The sequence below is a fragment of the Nocardiopsis sp. KDC1DS13DA1 genome (assembly GCF_055632325.1).
The window spans coordinates 18,303-30,420 of record NZ_JBVMUY010000016.1 but is presented as its reverse complement, the minus strand read 5'-3'; the positions used below and the strand labels follow the sequence as shown (position 1 = coordinate 30,420).

Here is a 12,118-nt window from a genome sequence, read left to right as displayed (position 1 = left end):
GGCGACCGGTTCCGCCGTGTACACGTTCCCGGGGTTGCACGGTGCGGCCGTCGCCGTCGCCGCGGTGGCCCCGGCCCCTGTGGCGCTGGTCCGCCCGGGCGGGTCCTCGGCCGGGCCGTCGCGCCCTTCCCCGCCGGTTGCGGGGTCACCGCCTTCGAGGTCGCGCCGATCACCGGACGGCATGGGACGCGGGTCCGACGGGAGCCGCCTCAGCGGTGATGGTCGGTTCCGGCCAGCAGGTGCACCTCGCGTGCGACGTCGTGCGGGGTCCGGGCCGGTCGGCGGAACGGGATGCGCACGTCGTGGTCGCCGTCGACGGACTCCAGCCGCAGCAGCAGACCGAACCGGTCCACGCCCAGCGGGCGGGGGCGGCCGTCCGGCAGGGGGAGGGGGCAGCGGTCCACCAGGGCGTGCAGCACGTCGGGGTGGTCCCGCTCCAGGTGGCGCAGCCACGGCCCCTCCCAACGGCCGAACGGGTCGGCGGGGGCGCGGCCGAACTCGCCGGGGTGGAGCAGGTGGCAGCCCTCCTGTGCGGAGTGCACGACCAGGGAGGGGACCAGGACGACCATGGCGTGTCCGTGGCCCAGGTCCAGGAGGCGCTCGTCCGGGTCCCTGGTCAGCACCTCCAGCGCGCGCTCGCGTGCCTCGTCGGGATCCGGGACGCTCAGGCCGCCGCTGATCCACAGCAGGGAGCGGGTGGGGTCGCGCAGGTCCAGCGGGGCCGTGTCGACGAACTCGACAGTCGCCTCCAGCGGGTCCGGGCCGATCTCGGACAGGAGCCGGTGGTCGTCGGGTACCAGCAGCGTGATCTCGTCGCCGGGGCCGGTGTGGCAGACGGGGGCGGTCAGATCCAGCGACAGTGCGGAGGTCGTCACGGTCGCGGGGTTGGGTCGGGCCAGGACCGAACGCGCCCGTTCGGCGGGGGACGGCTCCAGGGCACGGCGGGACGCGCGCATGAGGATCACCTCAACTCTCTTAGGTAAGGCTAACCTACATGCTTTTCCGTCGGGGAGGGTAGTCCCGGACGCCTCCGATACGACCGGGCCCCCGGGGGAGGAACCCGGGGGCCGGTGAGGTGACGGTGGGAAACGGTCAGCGGGCGGCGAAGAGGCCGGAGCGCAGCTCCCCGGCGATGTCGGTGTCGCCGCGCAGCTCCAACCGGTCGACGAGTGCCTGAAGGTCCGCCGGCACTGCGTCGTCGCTGATCCGGTGGGCCAGGATCCGCAACGACTCCTCGGTGGAGGCGTGCGCCGTGTAGCCGCTCAGGTGCAGGGCCCGCGCGGCGGGGGAGAAACCGCTCATGTCGGCGGCCGGGAGCTTGCGCGCGTCGAGCCGGTCCCCGGACACGGTGATGAACACCCGGTCGCCGGGCTGTGCCGCCTGTCGGCGCAGGAGCGGTCGCAGTGAGTCGAACGCGGGCTGGTCGCGCCACACCAGCACGAGCAGGTCCGCGCCGGGGGCGGTCAGACACAGCAGTCGGCCCGGCTGGAGGCCCAGGTGCGTGGCGTAGCCCGCCGGAACCGCCACGGGCGCGCCGTTGAGGTGGTCGGCCGTGATGTCGACCCGGTGCCACCAGCGTCCGTCCGGGGCGCGGAAGCAGCGTGCCGCCATGGCGGGATCGCCCGGAGCGACGGGTGCCGCGGGGGCGGCCGCGGGGGGCGGGGGGACGGTCGGGATCGGGCCGGAGGGCGCGGGGCCGGGGGGCGGGGCCGACGGAGGCCGGTCGTGCGCTGGTCTGTACTGGTGCAGATCCGGCGACGGGGCGGCCGGAACCTCCTCGTGCGCGGAGCCGTCGGGACGGCGGCGGATCGGCAGCCCGTTCTCGGTCCGCGCACCCGAGCCGTCCGAAGCGCCGGACGGGTTGGTGGGCGCCTCCATCGGCACCGACGTGTCGACGAACACGTGCCCGTCCTTGAGGCTCACCCCCGGAGTGCTCAGCAGCCAGGCCCGCAGCTCCTGCTGGCGGATGCCGATCCGGCCCAGGCGGAGTCCCGCGTCCGTCAGGCTCGGCCCGTCGCCCAGCAGCTCACGGGTCTGCCAGCGCAGGCGGTTGGGGTCGTCGGCGATCAACCAGCCGTTGTGCATCCGCCGGTCGGTGAACAGGGTGATGACCACGCGCCACAGGGGTGTGTGCAGCGTGGGTACGTTCACCGGGTGGTCGGCGTGGGCGTTGATCAGCCGGTCGATGGTGGTCGCCGAACCCAGTTGCTCGGACAGCTCGCGCAGGTGCTTGGTGATCGGTGCGCCCTCGGGGGAGTTGAGCCACCGCAGCAGGCGCTCCTCGACCCTGCGCTGGGCCGCGCGGATCTCCGTGACGTCCACCGCGATCTGCTCCGAGAGCACCCGGATGCTGATGGGGTCGGTGGCGAAGAGGCGTTCGGCGGCCACGGTGCGCTCCAGGTCGGGCCAGGAGCGGAACATGCCGTCGACCAGGTCCACCAGCGGGTGTTCGCCGAGGGAGGGGGCGGGGGGCTCCTCCGCGGGTTCGGAGCGCATCGCCTTGGGCGGGCCGAAGGAGGGCCGGCGCAGGGTGCGGCCGGGGCCCAGGAGGGAGCTGCGGAACTGCGACCGCAGGTCCCCGACCCCCTCCGCGGCCGCGGGCTGGGCGGTCGCCGCCTCGGTGCCCGGGGCTCCGCCGGGGATCATCGCGGCGGAGCTGACCATCCCGGTGGGCGCGGTGTCGTGGCCGACGGCGGCGGCCACGACCTCGCCGGTTCCCTCGGGACCGGGCAGTTCCTCGGCGCGCTGGGCGCGCAGCGCCCTGAGGGTGCGGATGGCGCGGGTCGCCGGGGTCTGCGGAGGTGCCGGGTCGAGTCCGGCACCCTCGGAGACCTCCGACCCGTCGGCCACGCCGGTGGCGGTGATGAGGTAGTCCAGCGCGTTGCGTACGTGTTCGGGGGCCGAGTCCGGCAGCCAGTGGGAGACCGTGCGGACGGCCTCCAGCATCAGGGCGGGTGAGGGGGTGGGGCCGCCGGGCAGTTCACAGCAGGGTTGGAGCGCCCGCCAGGCGACCGTGCTGACGATGTCGAGGGCGCCGCAGCCGGGGATCGGCCACTCGCGGATCTCCTGGGGGGTGGCGGAGATGAGGTGCTCCCAGTCGCCCGCCGTGGAGGTGACCGCGCCGCGTACCGGTTCGGCCAGGTCGGAACAGTCCACCGTCTGGGTGCGCAGACTGGGTAGGAACTCACCGAGCGGGACGTGGGCCCACTGCTCGGTGGCCAGCCGGGCGAGGCCGTGTGCGAGCCAGGGCGGCCCGGCGATGTCCAGTACCCGGGCCACGGGCAACGAGTGCCACCAGCCGTCGATGAGCCGGTCGTGCTGGAGCAGGGGTGCCACGTCCGGCGAACGCGACCACCGCAGGGCGGGGGCGAGGTCGACGAGGCAGATCGGGGAGACGGCGTTCATCCGCTGGGGACCTCGACCTCCTGGTGACTGCACGTGAATTGGGGAGGAACCGCACGGGCCTTCGGTTCGGTGCACCACAGTACGCGCCCTTCACCCATTGGGGGCCGGACCGGCGGGTACCGGTCGGTTGTGCCGTGAGTGGGCACGGCAGGCCGGGGGACAGGGGCGCCGTGAGTACTTGTCGGAGATCGTACGTGGCCTGGGGCCGCATGGGTACCCCCAGGACGTTCCGGTCTCGGTCGACGCGACTGTGATCCACTCGTGTGGCAACGGTGACAAGGACCATCGCGGGCGAACCGCTCGCTTCGCATGTGATCCACCTCATATCGGACATCCGATGTGTGTGGCCCGTTCCGGTCGGGGGATCCCGCGCCTGTCCGGCGCGCCGGGGTCCGGCCCAGGCCGCGCTCCCGATGCGTCCCGAACCCTCCCCATACCGGCGCGCTGACGTCGGGCGCGGGTATGCTGGGCGGGCACTGTCCTCGTCCGAACGCCCTTCGGTCGGGTGGCCGCCCAGCGGTCGACCTGGGTCGACGGTGTTCGGATCGGGGCGGCGGCATCCGCGGCCCCTGCCAGACTTCCGTTCCCGCGCGCCCTCGGCGCCTCGCGAGCGTGGGACGGTCGAGCCGGACGATTGGTTGACGTGACAGACGTAGAGACGAATCCCCCAGCGGCCGCGCGAGCCACCAGACCGGACACCATCCGGTCCTACGTCGCGATCGGTGACAGCATCACCGAGGGGATGGAGGACGACAGCGGTCCCGACGGTGAGTACCGGGGTTTCGCCGATCGCCTCGCGGAGCACCTCGGCTCGTACACGCCCGACTTCCGCTACGCGAACCTGGCCGTGCGCGGACGCCGGATGCGGCACATCTTCGGTGAGCAGCTCGACCAGACCCTGGAGTGGAAGCCGGACCTGGTCACGGTCCTGGCGGGCGGCAACGACGTCCTGCGGCCCGGAGGCGACCTCGACCAGCTCGCCGAACAGTTCGAGGAGGGCATCCGGCGTCTGAGCGACGCCGGGATCCGCGTCGTCATCCTGTCCGGCCACGACACCGGATGGATCCCCGTCCTGCGCTACTACCGCGGTCGCATCGCGGTGTTCAGCATGCACATGCGCGCGGTCGCCGAGCGCACGGGGACCGAGATCGTCGATCTGTGGGCGCTCAACGCGCTCACCGACTCCCGCGCCTGGAGCGACGACCGCCTGCACCTCAACGGCACCGGCCACCAGATCGTCGCCGCCCGTGTCGCCGACCTGCTCGGATTCCCGATGGGGCCCCGGGAGTCGTGGACCGATCCCTGGAGCACCCCTCCCCAGCAGCTGCCGCGGATCCTGCGCCGCCGTGAGAACCGCCGCTGGGCCCGCCAGTACCTGGTGCCGTGGCTGCGCCGCCGCGCCCTGGGCCGTTCCTCGGGTGACGGACGCCTGCCCAAGCGCCCCACGCTGGACCACCTGCACGACGAGGCGACCCGGGAGCGGATGGTGCGGGACATCGAGCGGGGGGTGGAACCCGGCCGGTTCGACCCGGCGGACGGGGGCACACCGACCAGCAGCCCCTCGGGCACCAAGGGGCCCACGCCCAGTCACTAGGCTGTGTTCTCTGGGTCCTCCGCTTGGCTTCGGACCGTGTTCGGGCCCCCTCAAGGCAGGGATGCTTCATCCTTGTCTTCGCCTGTCGCTCGTTCCTCGCTGCGCGGCTCGACTCGTCTTGCAGCACCCTGCCGGTGCCCGAACGGAAACCCGCTGGGTCCTCCGCTTCGGACCGCCCGCCACCGCCCTCGACGGACGCCCGCGGCTCGGCACCCCCGCCGCCCCGCCCGGGAGGGGCGGGGCGGACTCCGGTCAACTGCGTGAGAGCGACTGGATCAGGTCGGACACATGGACCACGCCGACGACCTGTCCGTAGGAGTTCGTCGCGATCAGATCCTCGTAGACACGGCTGTTGTCCTGGCCGGCCACCCGCAGCGCGGCGAGCGCCGACATCCACGCGGGCACGGTCCGCGGCGGCTCGGCCAACCGCATCGAGGGCCGTTTGGCGTGCAGCGCGTGCCCGTACCGACCGGTCACCGACAGCAGGAAACGGGTCCGGTCGATCACGCCCACCGGGCGGTCGCGGTGGTCGATGAGGATGACGCTGTTGAGCGCCGGGTCCCCGGTGAACGCGTCCAGGATCTCCTCGGCGGTGGAGTCGGCGTCGAACCCCACCGGCGGAAGCATGAACTCGGTGATCTGCGGGCCGGACTCACTCGCGTCCTGGTCGGTGGTGGCCGGTTCGGGGACCTGGGCCACGCGCTCGCCCGGTCGCCAGTCGTCGTCGGCGAAGAACGCGCCCGTTCCCACACGCAGGCCGCAGCGGCGCAACCGGACGACGTCGTCGGAGCTCGACACCCCCGAGGCCATCGCGTAGACGCCGCTGCCCCGACCGAGCCGGGCCAGGCCCTCCACGATGGTCGTCCGCCGCTGGTCGGAGGAGACCTCGGACACGATCGTGGGGTCGAGGCGGATGAGGAACGGCGTGGTCTCCAGGATCAGGTCCGGACGGATCAGCGCCGTGCCGAAGCCGCAGCGGAACCCGGTGGCCCGTAGCCGGGCCACCCCGGAGGTGACGGTCTGGCGGGGTAGGTCGGCCAGGTCGGCGGTGAGCATGAAGGTGATGTCGCGGGGCCGTCGACCCGCCTGGCGCAGTCGGCTGTCGACCAGCGAGACGAAGTCGTCGCCCGCGGTCAGCATGCGCGCGGGAAGGGGCAGGAGGATCGGGAGCAGGCTCTCCGTACTCGCTGCCTCCCTGACCAGCGTCAGCAGCCACTCGGCGACCATCATCTGCTCGCGGGTGGTCACCTCGGCCATGCCGCTTCGGTTGGCGGGCGGAAGAGGGGTGACCACCTCGACGGCCACGACGGCACCGGAGTCCAGGTCCACGACGGGCCGGTAGGTCACGGCGCTGGAGGGACGTCGGGGCGCCGGAGCGCTCTTGTCGGTACGGGGGCTCTCTAGGAGATGCTGGGGTGAGTGGACAGACACGTTTCCATGGTGACGTGCCCGGAACCCGGGAAAAAGACCTGTGCGCTGCTGTTCAGCAGACCTTCACCTGCGCGAAGACCCGTCCCGGCACGGACGGTCACCGTGTACCGGAACGGCCCGAAACCCCGATCGGACCGGGTCGGACCGGGGTGCCGTCGCGGGGCGCGCGCGAGGCGGGCGCAACCGGAACCCCCTGCGCAGCCCGGCCGGAAACCGGTCGCTGGTCCGCGCCGCGGACGGCGGGGACCAGCGGAGGGGCGGGGTGCCACGGGGAACGCCGTGGCACCCCGGAGACGGCCGGGTCAGGCCCGGCGGAAGGCCAGGGCGATGTTGTGGCCGCCGAAGCCGAAGGACTCGTTGATGGCCGCCACGTCACCGGCGGGCATGTCCCGGGGCTTGTCGCGGACGATGTCCACGACGACCTCCGGGTCGAGCTCGCTGATGTTGATGGTCGGCGGGATGCGGCCGTCGTGCAGGGCCAGGATCGTGGCGATCGACTCCACGGCTCCGGCGCCGCCCAGGAGGTGGCCGGTCATCGACTTGGTCGAGCTGACGGCGACCTGGTCGGCCGCCGCCTCACCCAGAGCGCTGCGGATCGCGCGGGTCTCCCCGACGTCCCCGGCGGGCGTGGACGTGGCGTGCGCGTTGACGTGCACGATGTCGCTCGGCGCGAGGCCGCCGTCGGCCAGGGCCAGGTTGATCGCCCGGGCCTGGCCCGCCCCCTCGGGGTCGGGCTGGACGATGTCGTAGGAGTCGGCGGTGTAGCCCACGCCGGCGGCGTGCGCGTACACGCGGGCACCGCGCTTGGCGGCGTGCTCGGCCGACTCCAGGACGATGATCCCGGCGCCCTCGCCCATGACGAACCCGTCGCGGTCCTTGGCCCACGGGCGGGAGGCGCCCTGCGGGTCGTCGTTGCGCGTGGACAGGGCGCGCATGGACGCGAACGAGGCGATGTTGAGCGGGTGGATCGCGGCCTCGGTGCCGCCGGCGATCACGACGTCGGCGCGGCCGTCGCGGATCATGTCGACGGCGTTGCCGATGGCCTCGGCGCTGGAGGCGCAGGCGCTGACCGGGGCGTGCGCACCGGCCCGGGCGCCGTACTCCAGGGAGACCGCGGCGGCGGGGCTGTTGGGCATGAGCATGGGCACGGTGAACGGGGAGACCCGCTTCCAGCCCTTCTCACGGAAGGTGTCGTACTGCTCGAGGATGGTGAGGATGCCACCGATACCGCTGGAGACGACGACACCGAGGCGAACGGGGTCGACCTCGGGGCTGCCCGCGTCGGCCCAGGCCTCCTCGGCGGCGATCAGGGCGAACTGCTGGGTACGGTCGAGCCTGCGCAGCCTCGGCCGGGGAAGCTTCTCGGAGGGCTCCTGGGCGATGCGCCCGGCGAAGTGCACCGGGAGCGTCTCGTGCCAGTCGGGGTCGAGCATGGTGACACCGGAGCGGCCGTCGAGGAGCCCGGACCATGTGGTCGCGACGTCACCCCCGAGGGGGGTGGTGGCACCGAGGCCGGTGACGACGACATCGGTCTTGGACATGATCCGATCGCCCTTCTCGTGGATCGTACCCGGCCGCGGGGTGCCGGGAGGCGTTGGCGGATGTCTGGAGGGGACCGGGCGGCGAACGGCCGCCGCGGTACGCGGTGCCGGGCCGCCGGGGCACGTGGCGCCGGCGGCCCGAAGACGCTACTTCTGGATGAAGGTGATGACGTCCTGGACCGTCTTGAGGTCCTTGAGCTGGTCGTCGGGGATCTCGACACCGAACTTGTCCTGGGCGGCGACGGCGATCTCCACCATCGACAGCGAGTCGATGTCCAGGTCGTCGACGAAGCTCTTCTCCGGGGTGACCTCGGAGGGCTCGGTCCCGACGATCTCCTCGATGATCTCGCCGAGGCCGGCCAGGATCTCCTGCTCGCTGTGGGCCATGTCGTGTATCTCCTTGCTTGATGCTTCTGTCACGGGGATGTCCCCGCTGTACGGGGTCGGCTCGTGGGGTGTGACCGCGGGCCGGGGGACGGGATCAGGGGATGCGGATCACCTGAGCGGCGTAGGCCAGTCCCGCCCCGAAGCCCAGGGTGAGCACGGTGCTCCCCGAGGGCAGTTCTCCGCGTCCGACCATGCGCGAGAGCGCGAGGGGAATGGACGCGGAGGAGGTGTTGCCAGCGGTGACGATATCGCGGGCCACGAGTGCCTGGGGCGCGCCCAGCTTCCGTGCGATGGACTCCACGATGCGCAGGTTGGCCTGGTGCGGCACGAAGGCCGTCAGCTCACCGGGCTCCACTCCGGCCCTCTCCAGGGCCTCCAGCGCGACCTTGTAGAGCTCGGTGGTGGTCCAGCGGAAGACCGCCTGGCCCTCCTGGTAGAGGTACTTGTGGTCGCGCAGGTAGATCGTGTCGGCGCGGCCGCCGTCGGAGCCCCAGACCACGGGGCCGATGCCGTGCTCCTCGGTCGCCGAGACCACGACGGCTCCGGCACCGTCGGCGAAGATCACACACGTGGAGCGGTCGTCCCAGTCCACCCAGTCGCTGAGCTTCTCGGAGCCGACCACGAGGACGTTGCGCGCGCTGCCGCCGCGGACCGAGTCCGAGGCGATGCCCAGCGCGTAGCAGAAGCCCGCGCAGGCGGCGTTGACGTCGAAGGCGCCGGGGGCGGTGATACCCAGCCGGGCGGCGACCGTGGCGGCGGCGTTGGGGATCTGGTCGGTCACGGTGCACGTGGCGACGATCACCAGGTCGATGTCCTGGGGGGACAGCCCGCTGGCGGCCAGGGCCTTGCCGCCGGCGACCACGCCCATGCTCTCCACGGTCTCCTCGGGGCCGGCGACACGGCGCTCCCGGATGCCGACGCGGCTCTGGATCCACTCGTCGTTGGTGTCGACCCTGACCGCCAGGTCCGCGTTGGTCACGACCCGCGAGGGCTGGTGCTCACCGAAGGCGACGATGGCCGCGCCCACGGGAGCGCTCGGGGTGTTGAACATGGTCAGCCTTCCTGGTCGGCGCCCGTCGGGGCGCTGACCCCGGCGTGCTCCTTGATGAGGGCGGTGGCACGGTCGATGTCGTCCGGCGTCTTCACCGCGAGCAGTTCGATGCCGCGCAGGGCTCGCTTGGCCAGCCCGGTGAGGGTTCCGGCGGGGGTCAGCTCGACCAGGGCGGTCACGCCCAGGTCGGCGAGGGTCTGGGTGCAGGCGTCCCACCGGACCGGCGAGGAGATCTGCGAGACCAGGCGGTCCAGGTACTCCGCCCCGCCCCCGACGACGGCGCCGTCGGCGTTGGACAGCAGCCGGGTCGAGGGGTCCTGCGGGGACAGGGCGGCCGCGGCCGCCCGGACGCGCTCCACGGCCGGAGCCATGTGCTCGGTGTGGAACGCTCCGGCGACCGAGAGGGAACGCAGCCGGGCGCGGGCGGGCGGGTTCTCCGCGAAGGCGGCGAGCTGCTCGGTGGTCCCGGCGGCCACGATCTGCCCGGAGCCGTTGTCGTTGGCGGCGGTGAGCCCGGCGTCCGCGACGGCCTTGAGCACGTCCTCGCGCACGCCGCCGAGCACCGCGGTCATACCGGTGTCGGTGCGGGCCGCGGCGTCGGCCATCCCGCGGCCGCGCTCGGCGACCAGGGCGAGGGCGTCGCTCGGGGACAGAACCCCGGTCACCGCCGCGGCGGTGAACTCACCGACGCTGTGGCCGGCGACGGCGTCCACGAGGGAGCGGTCGGCGGGAAGCCCGGGACCGGGGGTGGAGAGCGTGCCCAGGATGGCGGAGGCGGCGGCCAGGCCGGCGCTGACCAGCAGGGGCTGGGCCACGGCCGTGTCGCGGATCTCGTCCGCGTCGGCCTCGGTGCCGTAGCGGACCAGGTCGAGACCGGTCACCTCGGACCACGCGGCGAACTGTTCGGGGACACCGGGCAGTTCCAGCCACGGGGAGAGGAAGCCGGGGACCTGGGCGCCTTGGCCGGGAGCAACGATTACAAGCACAGCATCAACCTTGCCCTGTAGAAGATCACCAGTCAGAGGGGGAGGCACACGAAGTTACCTCCAGGTCGTTTGTAGGCCCTCCACAAAACGGGGTCGGACGCGGACGCCCGCCCGCCTTCCGCGGGTGGGGGAGATCACTCTCCGGTGCCGCGGGGGCGCTCGAACAGGGGCTGAGGAGGAGGGCCGAGCCTCCTGACGGGGCCGCGACGTAGGCCGGGCCGCCTGCCGGAAGGACACGGGATGAGACCCTGGGAGGGTGAACACCCGACACCAGGATGCCCGAGACCCCGACGGCGCGGACACCCCGGACCCCGGCGGCGAGGCCACGGGCCGGGCCGAGCCGGATCGCGTGCGCGCGCAGACCGTGCGTCGCCTGGAGCGCTCGATGGGCGCGCTCGGCACGGCGGCCGTGGCGCGCATGGAGGAGCGGCTCGCCTGGTTCCGCCGGATGTCGGCGGAGGACCGGTCGTGGATCGGTCTGGTGGCGCAGTCGGGGGTGGCGGCCTTCGTCGACTGGTTCCGCGACCCGGTGCCCGGGCGCCCCGCCATCACGGTCGAGGTCTTCGGTACGGCTCCGCGCGAACTCACGCGGTCGGTGTCGCTGCAACAGACCGTCGACATGATCCGCGTGGTCATCGAGGTGGTCGAGGCCCAGGTCGACGAACTGGCCGCGCCCGGCGGCGCCCAGCAGTTGCGTGAGGCGGTGCTGCGGTACACGCGGGAGGTCGCGTTCAGCTCGGCGAAGGTCTACGCTCGCGCGGCCGAGGCCCGGGGCGCCTGGGACGCACGCCTGGAGGCCCTCATCGTCGACGCGCTGCTGCACGGTGACCGTGAGGAGGGGCTGGAGACCTGGGGGTCGGCCCTGGGCTGGTCGCACACGCCGGTGGTCGCCGTCGCCGGTGAGGCCGAGGGAGAGGGCGGCGCCAAGGTGCTGGACGACCTGCGCGCGGCCGCCCGCCGCCTCGGGCACGACGTCCTCGCCGGGCGCCAGGGCTCCCGGGTGGTCGTGGTGGTCGGTGTCGGCGACCGCTACCCGGAGGAGGAGCTGCCGATCGTCGCCGCCGAGCCGCTGGCCGGGCTGTTCGGACCGGGGCCGGTCGTCGTCGGCCCGGCGGTGCCCGACCTCAGGGCGGCGGGGGCCTCGGCGCGGGCGGCGGTCAGCGGTCTGCGGGCCGCGGTGGCCTGGCCCGACGCGCCGCGCCCGGTCAGCGCCGACGACCTGCTGCCCGAACGCGCGCTGCACGGGGACGCCGACGCGCGCCGGAAGCTGGTCGAGGAGGTGTACGTCCCGCTGGCCGGAGCCGGATCGCCGCTGCTGGACACGCTCTCGGTCTACCTGGAGCACGCGTCGTCGTTGGAGGCGACGGCCCGGATGCTGTTCGTCCACCCCAACACCGTCCGGTACCGCCTCAGCCGGATCGCCGAGCTGACCGGGCACATGCCCTCGGACGGGCGCGGATCGTTCGTGCTCAGGGTGGCCGTGGCCCTGGGGCGTCTGGCGGCCGCGGAGTAGGTTCCGGCCGCGCGGACGCCGTCGGCGTCCGGACGGCGTGACCAGCGCCACGCACCCATCCGTAACCTGATCGTTGTGTACCGTACCTGGCTACTTATGGATGTTTCACTCCGGTCGGGTATGTCTGTAACTGCCCGTGTGCGCCCGGGGACCACACCAAAAGGGATAGCTTTGTGGTGGGCGGGACGCCTGTGGAACCGCGAGGAAGGG

At 72.9% G+C, this 12,118-nt stretch carries 9 protein-coding genes; 2 read left to right on the top strand and 7 right to left on the bottom strand.

The features are described from left to right. Window positions 1-209: 209 nt before the first annotated feature. Both ACTVAJ_RS11350 and ACTVAJ_RS11345 read right to left on the bottom strand, forming a co-directional pair. On the bottom strand, window positions 210-956 hold the full coding sequence (locus tag ACTVAJ_RS11350; RefSeq protein WP_470388077.1) for a DUF2470 domain-containing protein: 747 nt from the start codon (window positions 954-956) through the stop codon (window positions 210-212). A gap of 136 nt (window positions 957-1,092) precedes the next feature. Next, window positions 1,093-3,405: a hypothetical protein gene (locus tag ACTVAJ_RS11345; protein WP_470388076.1), complete on the bottom strand. Its 2,313-nt coding sequence runs from the start codon at window positions 3,403-3,405 to the stop codon at window positions 1,093-1,095. 643 nt (window positions 3,406-4,048) lie between these two features. Here ACTVAJ_RS11345 and ACTVAJ_RS11340 point away from each other — a divergent pair. Next, window positions 4,049-4,999 carry an SGNH/GDSL hydrolase family protein gene (locus tag ACTVAJ_RS11340; RefSeq protein ID WP_470388075.1) on the top strand — a complete coding sequence of 317 codons (951 nt, stop codon included), beginning with the start codon at window positions 4,049-4,051 and terminating at the stop codon, window positions 4,997-4,999. Window positions 5,000-5,251: 252 nt separating this feature from the next. Here the strand turns inward: ACTVAJ_RS11340 and ACTVAJ_RS11335 are convergent, their stop codons facing one another. From ACTVAJ_RS11335 to ACTVAJ_RS11315, 5 genes are all read right to left on the bottom strand, one after another. Further along, entirely contained in the window at window positions 5,252-6,430 is a 1,179-nt protein-coding gene (locus tag ACTVAJ_RS11335; protein WP_470388074.1) for an EAL domain-containing protein, read from the bottom strand. 302 nt (window positions 6,431-6,732) lie between these two features. Next, window positions 6,733-7,971, bottom strand: coding sequence for a beta-ketoacyl-ACP synthase II (fabF, locus tag ACTVAJ_RS11330; protein WP_470388073.1), 1,239 nt, complete (start codon window positions 7,969-7,971; stop codon window positions 6,733-6,735). Between the two features lie 147 nt (window positions 7,972-8,118). Next, window positions 8,119-8,358 carry an acyl carrier protein gene (locus ACTVAJ_RS11325; protein WP_470388072.1) on the bottom strand — a complete coding sequence of 80 codons (240 nt, stop codon included), beginning with the start codon at window positions 8,356-8,358 and terminating at the stop codon, window positions 8,119-8,121. Window positions 8,359-8,452: 94 nt separating this feature from the next. Then, window positions 8,453-9,409 carry a beta-ketoacyl-ACP synthase III gene (locus ACTVAJ_RS11320; protein ID WP_470388071.1) on the bottom strand — a complete coding sequence of 319 codons (957 nt, stop codon included), beginning with the start codon at window positions 9,407-9,409 and terminating at the stop codon, window positions 8,453-8,455. 2 nt (window positions 9,410-9,411) lie between these two features. Then, a complete protein-coding gene (locus ACTVAJ_RS11315; RefSeq protein WP_470388070.1) occupies window positions 9,412-10,395 on the bottom strand; it encodes an ACP S-malonyltransferase in 984 nt (327 codons plus the stop codon). Window positions 10,396-10,651: 256 nt separating this feature from the next. On the opposite strand from ACTVAJ_RS11315, the gene ACTVAJ_RS11310 reads away from it, so the two are divergent. Beyond that, window positions 10,652-11,908, top strand: a complete 1,257-nt coding sequence (locus tag ACTVAJ_RS11310; RefSeq protein WP_470388069.1) for a PucR family transcriptional regulator — start codon at window positions 10,652-10,654, stop codon at window positions 11,906-11,908. The last annotated feature ends 210 nt before the right edge of the window (window positions 11,909-12,118 follow it).

Excerpts from the sequence above, each read along its gene's own strand:
- ACTVAJ_RS11350 (WP_470388077.1), bottom strand. The coding sequence starts at position 956 with ATGCGCGCGTCCCGCCGTGCCCTGGAGCCGTCCCCCGCCGAACGGGCG.
- ACTVAJ_RS11345 (WP_470388076.1), bottom strand. The coding sequence starts at position 3,405 with ATGAACGCCGTCTCCCCGATCTGCCTCGTCGACCTCGCCCCCGCCCTG.
- fabF (WP_470388073.1), bottom strand. The coding sequence starts at position 7,971 with ATGTCCAAGACCGATGTCGTCGTCACCGGCCTCGGTGCCACCACCCCC.
- ACTVAJ_RS11325 (WP_470388072.1), bottom strand. The coding sequence starts at position 8,358 with ATGGCCCACAGCGAGCAGGAGATCCTGGCCGGCCTCGGCGAGATCATC.
- ACTVAJ_RS11320 (WP_470388071.1), bottom strand. The coding sequence starts at position 9,409 with ATGTTCAACACCCCGAGCGCTCCCGTGGGCGCGGCCATCGTCGCCTTC.